The organism is Moritella sp. 24, from assembly GCF_018219155.1.
Taxonomy (GTDB): domain Bacteria; phylum Pseudomonadota; class Gammaproteobacteria; order Enterobacterales; family Moritellaceae; genus Moritella.
Genome location: NZ_CP056123.1, coordinates 4236133 through 4256297 on the forward strand (window position 1 = coordinate 4236133; position 20165 = coordinate 4256297).

Here is a 20165-nt window from a genome sequence, read left to right on the forward strand (position 1 = left end):
GATGGACTTTTTAGTGGTTGTGCCTATTGATACTTAGCAGCATTTTTTGCAGCTGTCACAACACGCTCTGGCATTAAATTTTCTAATTGTGCTAATAATAAGGCAAGCTGATCATGTGTCTTTGCATCATCCGTTACCGTGCTATACAGGTAGCTGTAAGCTGTTTGATAATCATAAGGACTACCGTAACCTTGCACTAATAACTCCGCCCATTGTATTTTTGCTGGCAGAAAACCTAGTTTAGCCGACTGTTCAAATAACGGTAATGCACGCTCAGTATCTTGTTGTACAAACTTACCTTGTACGTAATAACGACCAAGCTGCTCTAGCGCGCGAGGTTGCCCTTGTCTTGCAGCTGCTCGCATAAAATAAATGCCTAGCTCTGCGTTCTTATCGACACAAACCCCCCATGCAAGCATATCTCCCCAGAGGAATTGATAGCTCGGTAGTTTCACTAATTCTGCACGGGCTTTAATATCAGCGACAAGCTGGCATGCATCTGCTCGAACGCGTTTTAAATGCGTATTTTTTGCAATCAATTGATTCAGTTCATCATCCGTATACAGCTCAATGGCACTGGGAAAATCACCAAAGCTTAATGCTGACTTACCTGCATTTTCTGCTGCGACGGCACGTTTACCACTGTCGGTAATACGTTGCTCTTTTTCACCCACAGGCTTACTTGAGATAGTTTTATTATCATTTGTCTCAGCACTTGCACTGTTCACAATAACTAAAGACGCACTCGTTATCGTGACTAACACGGTCATTTTTACATAATAAAAAGTTGCGGCTTTCACGTAATGACAAATTGTCGTTAACTTAGCTGTCGGTGTTATACGCATATCAATCAACCTAAGAGAAAATTTACTGTAATAATAACTATTCTGATAATAACTACTGCCGTAATAGTTATTATATCGACCAATATATCGTTTTCTTAAATAAAAAAACCCAAGTTAAAATAACTTGGGTTTCGATTGTCATCATGATTAACCAAATAGGTTAAGCGCCATGATTAACCAGCAACGAACTCTTCACCTAACGTGATGTTCGCTTTTAGTTCTTCTAACATAGCATCGCGCGCGTTTGTTTCAAACTCGCTTAACTCACCGTATGCTAGTACTTCTTCAACGCCGTTTTTACCTAGTAATACAGGTTGTGCGAAGAATGTAGCGTGTTCAGAACCGCCATCAACATAAGTACACTCAACGATACCTTCTTCACCTTGTAGTGCGCGAACAAGAGATAGACCGAAACGTGCAGCTGCTTGACCCATAGAAAGTGTCGCAGAACCGCCACCCGCTTTAGCTTCAACAACTTCAGTACCCGCGTTTTGAATACGTGGTGTTAGTGTCGCGATTTCTTCAGCAGTAAATTCAACGCCTTTAACTTGAGAAAGTAGCGGTAAAATTGTTACGCCTGAGTGACCACCGATAACTGGTACTTCAACGTCTGCAAGTGAAATGCCTTTAAGCTCACTAACAAAAGTTTCTGAACGGATAACATCCAGCGTTGTAATACCGAATAGTTTACGTTTGTCGTAAACGCCCGCTTGCTTAAGTACTTCAGCAGCGATTGGCACAGTTGTGTTTACTGGGTTAGTAATAATACCGATACATGCATTTGGGCATACTTCAGCACATTTACCAGCTAGATTCTTGATGATTCCAGCATTGATATTGAATAAATCTGAACGGTCCATACCTGGCTTACGAGCAACACCCGCAGAGATAAGTACCACGTCAGCACCAACAAGTGCATCAGTCGGATCTGTACCAGCAAAACCAGCAATAGTAACGTCTGTAGGGATATGGCTTAAATCAACAGCAACACCCGGTGTAACTGGCGCGATATCATATAGCGACAGATCAGAACCCGCAGGTAGTTGAGTTTTCAAAAGTAGGGCTAAAGCTTGACCGATACCACCAGCAGCACCTAATACAGCAACTTTCATAGACGTCTCCATTATCTTAATTGTTTATGTAGAATACAATATTCACAAATTCCTTTAATCACTGCTACCTTACTGCAACATTGACTGAAAAACAATTAACAACACGGATATGCAGAGTAAATAATGAATTACACATAAGTTTTAATGACGTAGCGTTCTATCTAGAAGATATTTGCTTTCAGATGAAATGATTTAATTTATCCACTGATTCTCAGGATTGCCGTCATTAAAGCTAGCAGCATGAGAATAAGTGAATAAGTCGTATGCGTTAAAATAACGTAGAGAGCGTACTTAAGATTAAGACTGGAACGCGAGCGCTTTCTTCTCTAATTGCTTAAAGATTAATACCAAGATACCGTTCATACCCAAGTAGATAATGCCCGCGGCAGAAAATGCCATTAATGCATCATATGTTTGGCCATTGATCTGATTTGCATAACCCATCACATCCATAATCGTGATTGAGCTTGCTAATGATGTGCCTTTAAGTACCAAAATCACTTCATTAGAATAAGAGGGTAATACGCGACGTATCGCATGTGGCACGATAACCGATAACGTTTGCCCTCGGCTCATCCCCAAGGCTTTACACGCATCCCATTCACCACGAGGTACTGATTCAATCGCACCTTTAAATAACAGTGATGAATAAGCTGCAGTATTAAACGCTAACGCAATAATGGCACAAATTTTAGCTTGGCTAAGGTAGTCCCATAAGAAGCTATTTTTAATCACTTCAAACTGCGACGGTCCGCTGTAAACCAAAAATATTTGTATTAATAAAGGCGTACCAGTAAAAATTAAAATAATACCGCGTGATAATAAGTTTAATCCTGGAATTTTATTTATCATCGCAAGCGTTAAAAACACCGCAATGATAGAACCAAAGAATAAGCTAAAGAAGGTAATTTCAAGCGTGGTGCTCAAACCGTTAAATAATAACCAGAAGTGATCTAATGTCATTTTTCTGCTCCGGTATCAAAACGGTTAATGTGATTATCAAGGTACTTTAGCAACCATTGACTAATCAAAGTAATAATAAGATAAATCACGGCAGCCGCCACTAAGAAGGTAAAGGGCTTATAAGTACTGCCAGATAATAAATCCGCTTGCTTCATTAAGTCTGTCACACCAATTAGCGAGACTAATGCAGTGTCTTTTAATAACACCATCCATTGATTACCTAAACCCGGCAAAGCCAAACGCCATGCTTGCGGTAAGGTTACACGTATAAAGCAACGAACCGGCCCCATTCCAAGCGCTTGTGCTGCTTGCTGCTGACCTTTTGGCACAGATTGAATTGCCGCACGCAATGTTTGCGAAGCATAAGAGGCAAAAATCAATGACAGTGCGACAACACCACTCCAGAAAGGACTGATGTCATAAAACTCATCTGTTAATAAAAACAGAATATGGGTGCCACCGAAAAAGATGAAGAAAACAATCAAGATCTCAGGTAAGCCACGTAATACCGTGACAAACAAGCTAATCGGTTTAGCAATCAGTGGGTTCTTTTGCATTTCAGCAACACAGAACAAAATAGCGAGAACCAAGCCAACCAATAGTGAAGTCAGTGCAAGGCCTAAGGTGATTTTTGTTGCATCCAATAATAATTGAAGCTGCAAAAGATCCATAAAAACTCCGGACGTAAAAACAAAAAGTGCCCCAAGAGGCACTTTTAAATGAATTATCTCGAGACCACAATAACTTGGCTATTGAGCCCTGATACAGCGGAACAAATCAGGTCGAGATTAAACACTGTTATCTCTTATTTAGCAAAGTATTTTGCGTAAATCTTATCGTAAGTACCGTTTGCTTTAATCGTTTGCAAACCTTTGTTCAATTTAGTTAATAACTCAGCATTATCTTTACGTACTGCGATTGCAAAGCCACTACCAAAGTATTTTTCATCCGTTACTGCTTTACCCACAGTTTCGTAGTTACCACCGCTGTGTTTAGTTAACCAATCATGAGCAACAGCTGAGTCAGCAAATACACCGTTAATACGACCATTTTTAAGGTCTAAAAACGCTTTTTGGTATGATGGGAAGTTAAGTAATAATACTTTTTCATCCGCATAGTTATCTGTCATATAAGCTTGGTGAGACGTACCATTTTGTACACCAACCGCTTTACCTGATAAATCAGAAACAACGTTATACTTACCTTTTTTAGCCACTAGCACTGCAGAATTCTCATAATAAATATCAGAGAAATCAACTTGTTTCTTACGTGCTGGTGTTACGTCCATCGCTGCAATAGCTGCATCATAGCGACGGAATTTTAAACTTGGGATCAAACTATCAAATGATTGGTTAGCAAAACTACATTCCGCTTTTAATTCAGTACAAACCGCGCGGGCAATATCAATATCAAAGCCTTGGAATTCATTGTTTTCATCCATCATTTCAAATGGAGGGTACGTTGCTTCAGTTACAAATTTGATTTGTTCTGCGGCTGTTACTTGTGCCGTAGCTGAAGTTAGAATTAATGCAGTGAGTAATTTTTTCATTTGGGTCGTCCTATTCCTAATATTTTTAATAATTTAATGTTTTAAACTATTTGTAAATTAATGCTTTAAGTAATTTGTAAATTGTGGCGTTTGTGGCTGCAGGAAGTGCTCAGCACCACCAAATTCAACAATTTCACCGCGTTCAAGATAGCAAACTTGACTAGCGACTTTACGCGCGAAGTCCACTTCGTGCGTCACAACAACTTGAGTGATACCTGTCATTGAGAGTGATTTAATAATCTCAGCTACTTGATTGGTTACCTCTGGATCTAACGCCGCAGTCGGTTCATCAAATAACAACACTTCAGGTTTCATCATTAAAGCACGTGCAATTGCTACCCGTTGTTGCTGACCACCTGATAACGCTAATGGAAATACATCGGCTTTATCAGCTAGCTGTAATTGCTCAAGGATCTTCATGGCCTCTTCACGAGCTTGTTGTTTTGTTTGCTTTAAAATTTTAACTGGTGCTTCAATTAAGTTATCCATCACAGACATGTGTGGCCATAGGTTGTATTGTTGAAATACCATACCTACTTTCTGTCTTAGCATCTGACTACGCTTAGCTAATTTTTTATCACTAAGTGTGGCAGAAAAATCAAATGTTTCACCTGCGATATTGATAGAACCATTATCAGGTGTATCAAGTAAGTTAAGTACACGCAGTAGCGAACTCTTACCTGCACCACTTGGACCAAGCAGTACTAAGGTCTCGCCTTTTGCACATTTAAGGTCGATGTTTTGTAATACATCAAGTTGACCCCAAGATTTACAGATGTTTTTTAGTTCGATGCTCATAACGATAACTGAATATAATTGCACTAGATGCGAGTATAATAACCGAATAAACTTCAAAATCAACATAAATATTCACTTTAATTCGGTTTTTATGCAAAAACTCCGAATTAACCAAATTAGCTAGATAATTTATACCCTGCTGGTATCATATGAATAATTATTCAGTTCACTGCTAACCTAATTCATTTACTAATTGCATTAATGACTTAGTGACTTACTTTATAAAAAAGCTATAAAATTACTTACAGTTTCATTATAAAGTTACATTGAATTTAAGATTAGCTGCTTGAATTATAGATGAATCAACTGACATGGTAAAAAGTATGAGCGAAAAACAAGATCAGTTAGTAAAAGCATTTAAAGGATTATTGAAAGAAGAACGCCTTGGCTCACAAGGTGATATTGTCGACGCGCTAAAAGACCAAGGTTTTGACAGCGTGAATCAATCTAAAGTATCTCGAATGCTAAGTAAATTTGGTGCAGTACGTACACGCAATGCCAAGGATGAAATGGTTTATTGCTTGCCAGCAGAGTTGGGTGTACCGACGATTAGTAGCCAATTAAAAACATTAGTCTTAGATATTACGCATAACGAAAGTTTGATTGTGATCCAAACCAGCCCAGGCTCGGCACAGTTAATTGCCCGTTTATTAGATTCATTAGGTCGTACAGAAGGTATTCTCGGAACGATTGCAGGTGATGATACTATCTTTATCACACCGACAAGTACCACGATAATTACTGACGTAGATCGTGCAGTAAAAGAGTTATTTGAATATATCTAATCGCGTTCAGAAACGAGTAGCGACGCAATAAATTCAATATGTTTGGCGACATCATTCATGTCACCAAACATATAAACAGAATACCGGTTAATACAAACGACCGGTATTAGTCACGATCAAACAAAATAAGTGCGTGGTCTTCAACCCTCACACTCACAGCATCACCCACTGTCATCGGCTGCTGCATTGATACCGATAATAGCGTATTGCTATCGGTCAACGTAATCGTCGCATTGGTTGTCATGCCTAAGAATTGTTGTTGCGTTATCGTTGCAATTCCCTGCTCTACAGCTGCTAGTTTGAGTTGCTGTGGTCGCAATGCTAATAACTTCTCTTCACCGACAGTAAGCGATAACACCTGACTGCTAGTGATGATACCTAATGCCGTTTCCACACTGTATTCATCAACAACGACTGCATCTAGATAATTAACCTTACCCAAGAAATCAGCCACAAAGCGTGTTGCAGGTTGATTATATAACTCCGTTGGTGTCCCTAATTGCTCAATCTTACCTTGATGGAAGACAGCCAAACGATCAGCAAATGCAAACGCCTCTTCCTTACTGTGCGTAACAAAAATAGCACTCATGTTATGTGACTTAAGTAAGCCTCTCATCTCTTCAATCAAATGATGACGCACTTGGCTATCAATATTAGAGAAAGGTTCATCAAGTAATAACAATTCAGGAGAACATGCTAAGGCACGTGCAATCGCGACACGCTGTTGCTGACCACCTGATAGTTGATGCGGATAACGACCAGCAAACTCGGTTAAATTAACCAAATTAAGTACATAATCGAGCTTTTCTTTTTGCTTAGATTGACTCTGTTTATGCAGGCTAAACAAGATATTGTCAGTCACAGTTAAATGAGGAAATAACGCGTAATCCTGAAAGATCATACCGACATTACGCTTTTCTGGTGCAAGGTTTAACTTAGCATTATCAACCACATTGCCATTAATTTCGATGCTACCTTGTGTTGGTGGTAACAACCCAGCAATCAACTTTAACGTCGTCGTTTTACCACAACCACTCGGACCTAATAAGCAAAGTATTTCATTTTTGCCTAATGTCAGATCAAGTCCAGTAAGAATATCGACACCAGCATAACTACAATGCAGATCTGAAATGGTTAATGCAGAAGAAGAAAGTGTAGTCATCAGTGCTGTTGCTCCAAAGAACGGTTCAAGAAAATAAGTGGAATTAACCCAACTAATACAATAACAATGGCGGCTAATGCGGCTTGTTCTAACATTTCATCAGAGGCAAATTGAAATACATACGTCGCCAATGTTTCATAGTTAAATGGACGGAGCAACAAGGCCGTAGGTAACTCTTTCATTGACTCAATAAATACCAACAAAAACGCTGCTAAGATACCTTTACGTATTAACGGAATATGCACTTTGCGGATCATACTGTTCGGACTGTGCCCTAAGGTACGAGTAACCATGTCTAATGACGGTGATATTTTATCAATACTGCTTTCAACAGAGCCGACTGCAATGGCTGAAAAACGAATAAGATAAGCAAAAATAAGTGCAAATGTGGTGCCAGTAAAGACAAGACCAGGAGTCCAATCCCAAAGCAATTCAGTTAAGTCATTTAAGAGAAAGTCTGCCGAAGTCAGTGGAATAATAATACCAATCGCCAATACGGTACCAGGTAATGCGTAACCCATGGTACTGATACGCGATGGAATCGTCGCGTACTTCGAACCCACTAAACGACGGTATAACCCGAGTAATACAGCACAAACCACAGCTAAACCAGCAACAACAACCGCAAGAATTAAGCTATTTGCACTGTATTGAAAAAACTCTTCAGTCCAAGATTCAGCAAAGTAATGCCATGCATAATTAACGAGAACAACAAACGGTAATAAGAAACCAGCAAATACCAATGCCCAGCACCAAGCCATTGCAAACAACTTAGCGCAACCCGTTAATTGGTAACGCACTTCTTGCTCGTGCAGCATGCTTTTTTGGAATACTTGCTGCTTACGACGTGCAAAGCGTTCTAAACCAACAAATAACAAAATTACCGATAACGTCATGACCGATAATTGTGCCGCAGCAGTTAAACTGCCATGACCAATCCACGTATCATAAACAGCCGTGGTTAAGGTATTTACCGCAAAATAATTAACCGTCGCAAAGTCTGCAACCGTTTCCATGGCAATTAATGATAAACCCACTGCAATAGCAGGACGAGCCAAAGGTAAAGACACTCGAATGCAGCTAGACAATGCAGAGCTACCTAGCATACGGCTTGCTTGAATAAGGCTGGTTGATTGTTCAAGAAATGATGTTCGTGCTAGCAAGTAAAGATAAGGGTATAACACCAAGGCTAGTACTGTGGCAGCACCCGGAATGGTGCGGATATCAAAGAACCAATAGTCACTCGCACTCTCCCACCCAAACAGTCCACGTAAGGCGATTTGAACAGGTCCTGCATAATCAAACATGTCAGTATAAATATAAGCAACGATATAAGCAGGCATTGCCATAGGTAACATTAATGCCCATTGTAAGCTTTTTCGTCCGGGGAAGTCACACATGGCTATCAACCAAGCGGCTGGTAAAGCGATAACACTACAGATTAAACAAACAAGGAAAACAAGGATAAGGGTATTTTGAACGTAGTCGAGAAGAACGGTATCAACAAGGTGTTGAAATACATCTGCACTGGGGCCAATTGCCTGATAAAACAACGCGGCAATAGGTAGCGCTAACATGATCGCAATAAACCAACTACTAGAATGCCAAGAAAAGGCTAACTTATGATTCATGAACGGAAAAACAACTCCTGTCTAGATACGCGAAAAGGTTGGCTAGTTACAAAGTAACTATACCAACCTTTAAAGCAGTCTGTTAACAACTCAATTAAGTTGCAACTTCAACTGTTAACCCTAAGTATTTTAGGGGCATACACTATTCTACAAGTCGAATTTAACTTCATCAAGTAGTCTAAGTGCTGCTTTACGATGTTTTGCAATTTCAGCTACAGGCATGTAGTCAGCATTGAACTCACCCCAAGATGAAACTAACTTAGATGCTTTGATACCCGCTTTAACTGGGTATTCCATGTTAACTTCAGCATACATTTCTTGTGCTTTCGCGCCTGAAAGGTATTCCATTAACTTAACTGCATTACCTTTGTTCGGTGCATATTTAGCTAATACCATACCTGACACGTTTACGTGTGCGCCGTGGTTTTCTTGGTTAGGGAAGTTAATGTTAACTGATTCAGCCCAAGCAACTTGTTTTGGATCTTTTAACATTTTACCTAAGTAGTAGCTGTTACCTAGTGCAACAGTACAAACACCTTCTTTAATCGCTTTAACTTGTGCACGATCGTTACCTTGTGGCTTACGTGCTAGGTTAGATTTAACACCTTCTAACCATTCTTTAGCTTCAGCTTCACCGTGATGCGAGATCATTGATGAGATAAGTGCTACGTTGTATGGGTGTTTACCTGAACGTGTACAGATTTGACCTTTATATTTAGGGTCTGCAAGTTCTTCGTAAGTGATGTTAGCAACGTCGCCATAAACTTCACGTGAAGTATAGATATTACGTACACGTGTTGTTAGTGCAAACCATTCGCCATCTGGGTCACGGTATTGCGCTGGAATGTTATCTTCTAATACGTCGCTTGATACAGGTTGAGTAACACCGCTATCAACAGCTTCAACTAAACGGCTGATATCAGTTGTTAATAATAGATCAGCTTTTGATAAGCGACCTTCACGTTCCATTCTATCTGCAAGTCCTTTCTTCGCAAATACAATGTTCACCTTCACACCAGTATCTTTAGTGTATTGTTCAAGGATCGGATTAAGCAGATTTGCTTGGCGATTTGAATAAATATTAACTTCTTCACCAGCAAAAGCAGTTGTGCTCATTAGTGACGTTGTTAATGCCAAAGCAGATAAACCAAATATTCCCTTTTTCATCCTTACCTCTAAATACGAATTGTTTACATTATGGAATGGAGTTTATAAGAATCACGCAACTAGTACAAGTCTAAATGATAACAATTATCACAAAGATTTAATCTAGATCAAGAAGCAAGTCCGGTTTTTATGTGCTAATAAAAACCGGACTGTTATGACGAAAATGACGATTACTATAGCGATTACAGTTCTCGGTTATGGCGTATTTTCCATTCTAAAACATACCCATATAATGCCGGAATAATGATTAATGTAACGAGCATCGAAATAATACAACCCCAACCGACAACCAAAGCCATTGGCGACATGTAATTATCATACCCACCTAAACCATAAGCCAAAGGCACTAAACCAACCACCGTTGTTATCGTGGTCAGCAAAATAGGTCTAACACGGCTTTGGGTTCCGGCAATAATAAATGCCATTACATTATCGCGGTCAAGGTCTGTCATCTTTGCGCGGAAATGCCAAATCAATACAAGGCTATTGTTTACCATGATCCCGATTAAAGCGATGATCCCGATAATAGAAAAGAAACTAAGCACTTGATTATGAATAAACAAAATAAACAATGCACCCGCGACACCAAACGGAATTACGGTCAATACCATCACCGCTTCTGTCGCACGATCAAACAAGAGTAATAACAAAAGACTAATCCCAGCAAACGCCATTAATATCGCAACACTAAAACCTTTCTGCGCTTCAGCAGTTTCTAATATTTGTCCTGCTGCGACTAACCGCGCGCCCTCATAATCCTGACCAGCAAACGCAGATGTTACATCATCAAACACTGCAATAGGGTCTGTTACTTTTGGATCTACCCCTGATGAAACACGGATCACTCGCTCCCCATTATAGTGACTAATCTGCGATGCAGAGGTCGTATCGACCCAACGAATCAGCTTGCTTAATGGAATTAAACTACCGTCGTTTGCTCTGACATTCAGATTATTTAACTCTGCGAGGGTTTTATCATTTTCTTCTAAACTAATACGGAAAAATACTTCTTCCTCACCATTAAAGATACGTGAAATACGCTCACCTTCTACCGCATATTTAATTAAATCACCCACCGTCTGGGCACTAATTCCGTAATAATTAAGCCATTGATACTGCAATTGCGCTTCAATACGAGGCTGACTATCATGCAAGTCACGGCTAACACGACTGGTGCCATCTAACTGTTCCAAAAATGACACTAAATCATTGGCTAACTTGTCACGTCCAAGGTCACTACCACCCACCACTTTAATATCGACAGGACGACCGACAGGTGGGCCACCACCATCTATATCAAATTCAATTTGTGCTAACCCTGCAATTTTTTCACCCGCTTCTTCCCATTCAGCAACGATAGCCTCGGCATTTCGCTCTCGACTATTGACGGGCGTTAGTGAAATAACCCAATAACTACTCGGCGTACCAATTTCACCATACCAAGAAGCCACTTCAGCGGTATTTTCAAATAATGCTTCTAGTTTTTGTGTACGTAACCACACTTCATCAAGTGATAATTCAGGGTCAGTTTCGACACCCACTTCAATTAAATATGCGCCGTCAGTAGGAAAGAATAAAAAGCTCAATTGTTTATAAGAAAAACTACCGAGGCCAATGCAGATAACTAACGATAGGCTTAATACCCATTTACGTTTTGTTAATGCCCAAGCGATGACATTATTGATGTGGCGAAAGCCTTCGGTATTCGTTTGCTTTAATGACTTGCGTTTTTCTAAGACACTTTGTAAATGCGCAGGAATAAAAAACAGTGCATCAATAAAGGAGAAACATAATGCGACGATCACAGTCAACGGGATCACATACATCATTTGACCGCTATTTCCCGGCAAGAACAGTAAAGGAATAAAAGCAATCATAGTACTTAAAATACTGGCTGTAATCGCCGGTAATACCGCTTTAACACCATTACTGACAGCCTTTTTAATTGGCTGTCCTTCTTCAACAAGGGAAATAATCTTATCACTGACAACAACGGCATCATCAACAATAATACCGATAATCAAAATCAGCGCAGATAAGGTATAAGCATCTAAAATTTGTCCTAACGCAGGTAATACCGCCAGCGTCCCTAATAAACAAACAGGGATTGAAACAGCGACCCAAAACGCAATGCGCTTATCTAAAAATAATGCCAATACCACCAGCACTAGCACTAAACCAACCAAACCATTGTTGCGTACAATCTCTGATTTAGCACCAATCTCATTCGCTAAATCAAAACCAACATCCAACTTATAATCATCACCAAACTGCAGTTCCATCATTGATAATAAATCACGAACTTGTGCTGAAGTGGCAAGTACATCCGCACTTTCATCGGTACGTAAATCAAAAAGAATACTTTTTTGGCCATTCAGTGAACCAAAGGCTTCTGATTTCTTAAAGGTATTAGTGATATCACCTGCAATATCTTTTAATTGAATATTCGGCATGAAGCCAATAAACATATCACCCAATTTATTAATATCATCGAGTTCTGCAATGGTAATAAGCTCTGGATTATCTTTTAATAATTCTAAACGGCCACCACTGATCAACACATTTCGCTCGGCAATCAGTTGGGCTATTTCTCCAACGGTTAGCCCATAACGCTGTAGTTGTGCAGGCTCTAGTGCAATTAAAAATTCAGGATCGCGTAAATCAATCGGATGAACTTGACCAATCCCGTCCACACGACGCAATGCAAGTTCTAATGTCTTTGCACGCTCTCTTAATAGGTCATAAGGTAAGTCACTGCTAATACCAACAACCATGAAATCCAAACTGTAAGATTTTTTAATCTCTAAAGTCGGTGCATCAGTCACGCCACTCGGCAAATCCGATACCCTAGAGATAGCATCACGAATATCTTGATAAACAATGTTAGGATCTGCAACGCCACTGTTTAACGCAAATTCAATCGTCGACACACCCACTTCAGACGTTGAGTTGAATTCTTTAATCCCAGAAATAGATAACAACTCTTTTTCTAATTTACTTGTAACATTACTCTCAATATCAGAGGCCGATGCGCCAGGATAAACTGTCGTAATCGAACCATCACCCATATCAAATCGCGGTTTTTCGGCTAATGGTAATTTCATTAACGCAAATAATCCCAGTACGATGAGTGCGAGAGTGAGTATTTTGGCCGCTAATCGGCGTTGATTTAGCAACGTTAATAAAGATTGCATGATCATGCTCCTTCTTCAGCTAATTCAACACGTGCTTGCATACCTGGCTTTAAATTCCCTTGGCTATTGTCTAGTAATACTTCCGCTAAAAAACCGGGTTCATTACTCTGAAAAGCAGGTGCGAGGATCACAACACTACCTGTTAATGTTTTATTGCCTAAAGCAGGAATAGTGACATTGACAATATCACCAACATGAATAGTGATGATATCTGACTCAAGTAGATAAAAACGTACCTTCACTTGGCTCATATCAACCAAGGTATAAAGTGGTTCACCCGTCGGTATGAACTGACCCAACTCTAAATTTCGCGTCAAAATAACACCTGAGAATGGGGCTTTGACTTCCGATTTATCTTGCTGACGCTTAGCCATGGCAAGTTTGATCTTATCGACTTCGACTTGTGCTTTATTGGTATTGGTTTTGCGGCGTTGCTCATCAAACTCACTCGCAGAAATACCCTTGGTTTTATATAACGCTTGGTAACGTTGTAATTGTTTTTCTTGTATCTTGAGTTCATTGAGGCTTACCGCCAACTCAGCTTCCGCCAGTTGTACATTCAATAAATTATCTGCAATGGATAATTTAGCTAACGCTTCACCTGCACTCACTTTATCGCCAATATCTTTATTAAATTCATCAACGATCCCCGTTATTTCATTGCTAATGAGAACACGACGAACTGCAACAAGTTGCCCTGTTACATAGTTATTCTCTAATTTAGAACTTGATGGTTCAGATAAAGGTGTAGGTTGAATTGCGCTTTCAGCGAATACGCTCGTTACCGTTACTGATAGCATCAAGAGTGTAAAATATTTAACTAAGTTATGAGTTGTCATGTCTGCCTCGAACATCCATATAAATAAAGAGTTGGTCGAGCAAATTAAAAACTTTATTTGCTCATTACTGACAGCATACAAAAGTATATATGAATTAAAGATGAACAAGCTGAGGGTATATTTATTGATATGACGTTATAAAATAAAAATGGCCGCAAAAACTGCAGCCATTATCTAGATTATAATTTTATTATGTGGGGCGTTAGCAGCGAGACAGTAATTAACTATCGCTCAGCATATTACCTTTGTCTTCTAACCAAGCTCGTCGATCTGCAGAACGTTTCTTAGCAAGTAACATATCCATCATTGCTAATGTTTCTTCTACGTTATCGACAGTTAGACGGACTAAGCGACGGGTGTTTGGATCCATCGTTGTTTCACGTAGTTGTAACGGGTTCATTTCACCCAGTCCTTTGAAGCGCTGTACGTTAATCTTACCGCGTTTTTTCTCCGCTTCAATACGGTCGATAATGCCATTTTTCTCGGCTTCATCTAATGCATAGAATACTTCTTTACCGATATCGATGCGATATAACGGTGGCATAGCAACAAACGCATGTCCTGCTTCAACCATGGTTCTAAAGTGTTTATAAAATAGTGCGCAAAGTAACGTCGCGATATGCAAACCATCCGAATCGGCGTCGGCTAAGATACAGATTTTACCGTAACGTAATCCCGAAATATCGTCAGAATCAGGATCAATGCCCAGCGCTACTGAAATATCATGCACTTCTTGTGAAGCTAAGACTTGGGTTGAATCAACTTCCCATGTATTCAAAATTTTACCACGCAGTGGCATTACCGCTTGGAATTCACGGTCACGGGCTTGCTTTGCAGAACCACCAGCAGAATCACCTTCCACTAAAAATAATTCTGAACGCATTGGATCTTGACCAGAACAATCCGTTAGCTTGCCGGGTAATGCTGGACCACTGGTAATACGTTTACGTGCAACTTTTTTACTCGCTCTTAAACGTTTCTGCGCATTGTTAATACATAAATCAGCAAGCAGTTCAGCAAGGTCTGTATTTGAGTTTAACCATAATGAGAACGAATCTTTAACCACACCAGAAACAAAAGCGGCACATTGGCGTGATGATAAACGTTCTTTGGTTTGTCCTGCAAATTGCGGGTCTTGCATCTTAACGGACAGAATATATGAGCAACGGTCCCAAATATCATCAGGCGTTAATTTAACACCGCGTGGCAGCAGATTACGGAATTCACAGAACTCACGCATGGCATCTAGCAAACCTTGGCGTAAACCATTCACATGGGTACCGCCAAGTGCAGTTGGGATCAAGTTAACATAGCTTTCAGTAACCGACTCTCCACCTTCTGGCAACCAGATAACCGCCCAATCAGCCGCTTCGTTGTTTGCAGAAAAACTACCAACAAAAGGTGTTTCAGGTAATGTAGTCCACCCCTGCAATGACTCCATTAAGTAATCTTGTAGGCCTTTTTCGAAGCACCAAACATGTTTTTCTTTATTCACTTTATCGTCAAACTTGATGCTTAAACCTGGGCAAAGTACCGCTTTCGCGCGTAAATTGTGCATCAAACGTTTAGACGAGAAATTACCCGAATCAAAATAGCTCGCATCAGGCCAGAAATGTACTTTAGTACCGGTATTACGGATACCGATCGTACCAATGACTTCTAACTCAGACACCTTCTCGCCATTTTCAAACGCGATTTGATAAATTTGACCACCACGTCGAATCGTAATTTCAACGCGTTTAGATAATGCATTTACAACTGAAATACCTACACCGTGTAAACCACCCGAGAACTGATAGTTATCGTTCGAGAATTTACCACCCGCATGTAACTTACATAAAATAAGCTCAACACCACTCACACCTTCAACAGGGTGAATATCTACCGGCATACCACGACCATCATCCGTCACTTCTAGCGACTGGTCGGCATGTAAGGTAACCGTGATATTTTGTGCATGACCAGCTAGCGCTTCATCGACACTGTTATCGATAACTTCTTGGCCAAGGTGATTAGGGCGTACTGTGTCGGTATACATACCGGGTCTGCGGCGTACTGGTTCGAGACCATTTAGGACTTCAATCGAGCCCGCATTATATTCTTGAGTCATGAGTTTCTTTATGCTGTTCGTTACATCTATTTGAATGCAAGAAAGGTTAAAATATCGCTAAGATAACGTTCAAATTCGATAAAGGCATGATTACCGCCCTGCTCTACCGTCAATCTCGCCATTTCATATTTGGTTGTTGCTTGTCTATAGTCTAACACTTCATCGGCTGTCTGTAACAGCGCCCAGATTTTTTCTGGATGCACAAGAGACAAACAGTCCAAAGCGCGTAGCTCATCAATATGCTGTTCTGCAAGATTAAACTTAACCTGCGTATAAGGATTCGTATTCTCACCTAAGTAATCAACTAATAACTCATAAGGTTTTACAGCAGGATTAATGATCACAGCAGGACAGTTAAACTGTTGGTTTACCTTCGTTGCATAATAGCCACCAAGCGAACTGCCTACTACGCCTAACTGATGCTCTGGATAACATGCGATAAGCTGTTCTATCTGTAGCCACGCCTGATGAGGATAAGGAGATAAATTAGGGATTTCGATAGTAATATCAGGATGGTGTAAGGCAATATAATCTGCCATTTGTTGTGCTTTAATCGATTTTGGTGAGCTATTAAAACCGTGTAAATAGAGCAGTAGCATAGGAGCCATTTATTCATTTACCTCAATTATTGAGAGCCTAAATACGCTTTACTCCGAAGATATAGGAGTAACTCGCGTGATGGCTAGTAGCCTTTAGACTCGAGATCAGGATTAAAGTCATTATTAGACAAACGCCAGACCTGACTGTTAATACTACCGTCACTGTGCAGCTGTAAATAACGCCAGCCCGGCGCGCGCGAGTCTAGCGTAAACTCATCACAATGAGGTTTAAATTGGAAACACGTCGATGGAGATGCCATAAAATGAATACCATCATGCACCTCATCCACCTGTTGGTGAACATGGCCAAATAATACATGTTTCGCTTGCGGGTGCTTTGCTAATATCGCTAAAAAAGCATCAGGGTTACGTAAGATATGTTGATCTAACCATTTACAACCAACCGGATACGTATTGTGATGCAATACCACTAACGCATGCTTGTCTGGGTGTAAACTGAGTTGCTTATCAAGTAGCGCAAGCTGTTCTGGCGATAAATAACCTGAAGGAGAACCGGATAATTGTGAATCTAACAGAATGATTTGCCAGTCACCAACGACTTTATGTTTATCTGATAGTACGCCTTCGGCTTTTAATGCATCAACCATTAAGGGAATATTGTCATGATTACCAGGTAACCAATAACACGGCTTGTCTAAGCGTTTAATATGCTGAGCAAAGTATTGATAAGAAGCAAGGGTATTATCTTGAGAAATGTCGCCCGTAGCAAGTACAGCATCAAACGGTTGTTGATTCTGTAGAATAGCATCGATGACATGTCGATAGCTCAATTGTGTTTTAACACCAAGAAGATCCTTCTCAGCAGTTGCAAACAAATGAGTATCCGTCACCTGCAATAAATTAATGACGTTATGCTTTGCTGTTGATTTAGAAATGTCCGCGCCCACAATAATCTTTAACCCTTATCCTTATATGTTGCCTAGTTAATGCCGAATAATAAATAACTACACTGATTGTAACAGTAAATCAACGAGCCTGATTAAAAGATCTTTAAGACTATTATAAGCATACCGAATAGCGCTTGAGAAATCTGTTGTCCAGCACACAATTCCACAACCTAGAATAAGAAACCGCTAACATCGTTAAATATTCAAACAACTTAACCTGAAAATGTATAAAGCATTGTATCCTTAGAGCCAAGACTTTTGCAATATTTCAAAATTCAATTGTAACCACTGGATACCAATAATAGTCGAAGCGTTATTTATTCGCCCTGTTTGCACCATATTATAAGCAGTTTCTCGACTCACCACATGTACGCGAATATCTTCACCTTCACACGCTAAACCATGAACCCCTTCTGCTTTACTACTATCTACCTCGCCGACATACAAATCAATGGCCTCACTCGTACCACCAGGACTCGCAAGAAACTGCATAATAAAGTCACAACGACCAATCGTTAAACCGGCTTCTTCTACCGCTTCTCGTTTTACTACTTCGGCAGAATCCTCACCCTTTTTATCGATCATGCCTGCAACTAATTCTAATAGCCAAGGTTGCGAGCTCGACTCAATGGCAGGAATCCGGATCTGTTCAATCAGAACAACCTCATCCCTTACGGCGTCATAAGGAATAACCGCAGCGGCATGGCCACGCTCAAACACTTCACGGGTAATTTCATTGCTCCAATCACCCGAGAACAACCTATGTTTAAAGGTATATGTATTAATTTTAAAGAAACCATTAAAAACTTGTTCTTTGTTTATGATCTCAATATCAGTAATATCATACTCTGATTGTATTTCTAACTTTCGACTTTTCATTTACATCTCTCAAAATATACTGATAATAACGAGTTACAGTGAATACCATGTTGACTGCTAGGGTTTAGGGATAATAACTAGTAAATATACTAATAATTCCATATCAACATTGATTCAAGGTTCAAACTCGAGCTATGAGATAACGCCTAGAATAAGATTAAAATAATCTTATCTTCCTAACTATCCCTTTTGGATAATTATTAGTTTGACTAAGCAGTTATCATTACTTATTGTTATGCGAATTCATAACGGCAACTATTTACACTTAAGGTAACCACCAATGAAGTTTAATAAAATTCTACTAGCCTGCGGCTTAGCATTTTTTGCAAGCTCTGCAAGTGCAGACAATTTACAACAAATATTTGAACAGGCCCTCACCAAAGATCCACAATATTTAGAAGCACAAGCAAATCGTGACGCAGCACTAGAGAAAATTACTGAACAAGAAGCAGCAAACTTACCACAAATTGGTTTAAGTGCTGATTTGGGTTACGGCATTACAAGTGACACCACAACAGCAGATACAACCTCTAACCGTAATGCCCTTACAGGTACCGTTGGTATTGGTCTAACGCAATCATTATATGAAGAAAGTAATTTCATTAATGTTAGCCAAGCAGCGAAACAAGCTGAACAAAGTGAACTTGCAGTTCAAGCAGAACTACAAGGCCTAATCTTACGTGTATCAAACGCTTACTTTAATGTGCTAAGTGCTAACGATACTCTAGAATTCTCTAACCGTAATAAAGAAGCGGTAGAGCGTCAACTAGAACAAACAACACAACGTTATAATGTAGGTCTAACCGACAAAACGGATGTGCTAGAAGCGCAATCAAGCTTCGATCTATCTGTTGCTGAAGTGATTAACGCTGAAAATACGCTTGCAAATAGCTACGAGTCATTAACTGAAATTACTGGTTTGATCCATACCGATATTTCACCATTGAATACAGCTCGCTTTAGCCCTTCAGCGCCAAATGGCCAACGTGATAACTGGTTAGATACAGCAAACAACCAAAATTTATCGATTCAAATCCAACGTATTGCTAAGCAAGTCGCAGAAGGTAATGTGGAATTAGCAGGTTCTGCTGATAACATGTCACTAAATTTAGTGGCAAATGCAGGCGCTCAGTATACTGGTTATGGCGATAATTATAATAATGGTGGCGATGGTATCGAGAGTACTGTTTCTTCAGCTAATGTTGGTATCGAATTTAGCATGCCGCTTTATACAGGTGGCGCGGTAACATCAGTAGAGAAACAAGCTGTTTACCAAGTAACTGCAAGCCAAGAGCAATTAACAAGAGCAAGCCGTGAAGTACAAACACAAATTCGTACTTATTATAACAACGTAACGGCAGCATTAAGTTCTATCAAAGCTTACGAACAAACGGTTAAGTCATCTGAAAGTGCATTAGAAGCAACACAAGCTGGTTTTGGTGTTGGTACACGTACAATTATTGACGTGTTGAATGCAACGAAAAGCTTATACCAATCTAAGCAATCATTATCAGCATCGCGTTATAACTACATCATTAGTATGTTACAGTTAAAACAAGCCGCTGGTACCTTGAACGCTGAAGATATTAATTTAGTTAATGCAGGATTAGAAAGCAACTAACTA

At 39.8% G+C, this 20165-nt stretch carries 17 protein-coding genes; 2 read left to right on the forward strand and 15 right to left on the reverse strand.

Annotated elements, in window-relative coordinates; all coding sequences use genetic code 11:
* Nucleotides 1–23 precede the first annotated feature (23 nt).
* From HWV00_RS18890 to artP, 6 genes are all read right to left on the reverse strand, one after another.
* Complete coding sequence (locus HWV00_RS18890; RefSeq protein ID WP_211683770.1) at nucleotides 24–845, reverse strand: tetratricopeptide repeat protein; 822 nt, start codon at nucleotides 843–845, stop codon at nucleotides 24–26.
* Between the two features lie 173 nt (nucleotides 846–1018).
* On the reverse strand, nucleotides 1019–1957 hold the full coding sequence (gene mdh / locus HWV00_RS18895; RefSeq protein ID WP_211683771.1) for a malate dehydrogenase: 939 nt from the start codon (nucleotides 1955–1957) through the stop codon (nucleotides 1019–1021).
* 297 nt (nucleotides 1958–2254) lie between these two features.
* Nucleotides 2255–2920 (reverse strand): arginine ABC transporter permease ArtM, encoded by a 666-nt coding sequence (artM, locus tag HWV00_RS18900; protein ID WP_211683772.1) that lies wholly within the window; start codon nucleotides 2918–2920, stop codon nucleotides 2255–2257.
* Complete coding sequence (gene artQ / locus HWV00_RS18905) at nucleotides 2917–3591, reverse strand: arginine ABC transporter permease ArtQ (RefSeq protein ID WP_211683773.1); 675 nt, start codon at nucleotides 3589–3591, stop codon at nucleotides 2917–2919. Before artQ ends, artM begins: the two co-directional genes overlap by 4 nt.
* Before the next feature lie 134 nt (nucleotides 3592–3725).
* Nucleotides 3726–4469 (reverse strand): transporter substrate-binding domain-containing protein, encoded by a 744-nt coding sequence (locus tag HWV00_RS18910; protein ID WP_211683774.1) that lies wholly within the window; start codon nucleotides 4467–4469, stop codon nucleotides 3726–3728.
* Nucleotides 4470–4526: 57 nt separating this feature from the next.
* Nucleotides 4527–5267: an arginine ABC transporter ATP-binding protein ArtP gene (gene artP / locus HWV00_RS18915; protein WP_211683775.1), complete on the reverse strand. Its 741-nt coding sequence runs from the start codon at nucleotides 5265–5267 to the stop codon at nucleotides 4527–4529.
* Nucleotides 5268–5590: 323 nt separating this feature from the next.
* Here artP and argR point away from each other — a divergent pair, with 323 nt between their 5' ends.
* On the forward strand, nucleotides 5591–6052 hold the full coding sequence (gene argR / locus HWV00_RS18920; RefSeq protein WP_211683776.1) for a transcriptional regulator ArgR: 462 nt from the start codon (nucleotides 5591–5593) through the stop codon (nucleotides 6050–6052).
* Between the two features lie 106 nt (nucleotides 6053–6158).
* Here the strand turns inward: argR and HWV00_RS18925 are convergent, their stop codons facing one another.
* From HWV00_RS18925 to nudF, 9 genes are all read right to left on the reverse strand, one after another.
* Entirely contained in the window at nucleotides 6159–7214 is a 1056-nt protein-coding gene (locus HWV00_RS18925; RefSeq protein WP_211683777.1) for an ABC transporter ATP-binding protein, read from the reverse strand.
* On the reverse strand, nucleotides 7214–8845 hold the full coding sequence (locus tag HWV00_RS18930) for an iron ABC transporter permease (RefSeq protein ID WP_211683778.1): 1632 nt from the start codon (nucleotides 8843–8845) through the stop codon (nucleotides 7214–7216). Before HWV00_RS18930 ends, HWV00_RS18925 begins: the two co-directional genes overlap by 1 nt.
* A gap of 147 nt (nucleotides 8846–8992) precedes the next feature.
* The gene (locus HWV00_RS18935) at nucleotides 8993–10012 is read right to left on the reverse strand and encodes a Fe(3+) ABC transporter substrate-binding protein (protein WP_211683779.1); all 1020 of its coding nucleotides are present in this window, start codon (nucleotides 10010–10012) and stop codon (nucleotides 8993–8995) included.
* 182 nt (nucleotides 10013–10194) lie between these two features.
* Complete coding sequence (locus tag HWV00_RS18940) at nucleotides 10195–13206, reverse strand: efflux RND transporter permease subunit (RefSeq protein WP_211683780.1); 3012 nt, start codon at nucleotides 13204–13206, stop codon at nucleotides 10195–10197.
* A gap of 2 nt (nucleotides 13207–13208) precedes the next feature.
* On the reverse strand, nucleotides 13209–14045 hold the full coding sequence (locus HWV00_RS18945) for an efflux RND transporter periplasmic adaptor subunit (protein WP_211683781.1): 837 nt from the start codon (nucleotides 14043–14045) through the stop codon (nucleotides 13209–13211).
* A gap of 220 nt (nucleotides 14046–14265) precedes the next feature.
* On the reverse strand, nucleotides 14266–16155 hold the full coding sequence (gene parE, locus HWV00_RS18950) for a DNA topoisomerase IV subunit B (protein ID WP_211683782.1): 1890 nt from the start codon (nucleotides 16153–16155) through the stop codon (nucleotides 14266–14268).
* Nucleotides 16156–16181: 26 nt separating this feature from the next.
* Nucleotides 16182–16763 (reverse strand): esterase YqiA, encoded by a 582-nt coding sequence (gene yqiA / locus HWV00_RS18955; RefSeq protein WP_211683783.1) that lies wholly within the window; start codon nucleotides 16761–16763, stop codon nucleotides 16182–16184.
* Nucleotides 16764–16837: 74 nt separating this feature from the next.
* Nucleotides 16838–17662 carry a 3',5'-cyclic-AMP phosphodiesterase gene (gene cpdA, locus HWV00_RS18960; protein WP_211683784.1) on the reverse strand — a complete coding sequence of 275 codons (825 nt, stop codon included), beginning with the start codon at nucleotides 17660–17662 and terminating at the stop codon, nucleotides 16838–16840.
* A gap of 243 nt (nucleotides 17663–17905) precedes the next feature.
* A complete protein-coding gene (gene nudF, locus HWV00_RS18965; protein ID WP_211683785.1) occupies nucleotides 17906–18541 on the reverse strand; it encodes an ADP-ribose diphosphatase in 636 nt (211 codons plus the stop codon).
* A gap of 280 nt (nucleotides 18542–18821) precedes the next feature.
* Between nudF and HWV00_RS18970 the strand changes: the two genes are divergently transcribed.
* Complete coding sequence (locus HWV00_RS18970) at nucleotides 18822–20162, forward strand: TolC family outer membrane protein (protein ID WP_211683786.1); 1341 nt, start codon at nucleotides 18822–18824, stop codon at nucleotides 20160–20162.
* Nucleotides 20163–20165 lie beyond the last annotated feature (3 nt).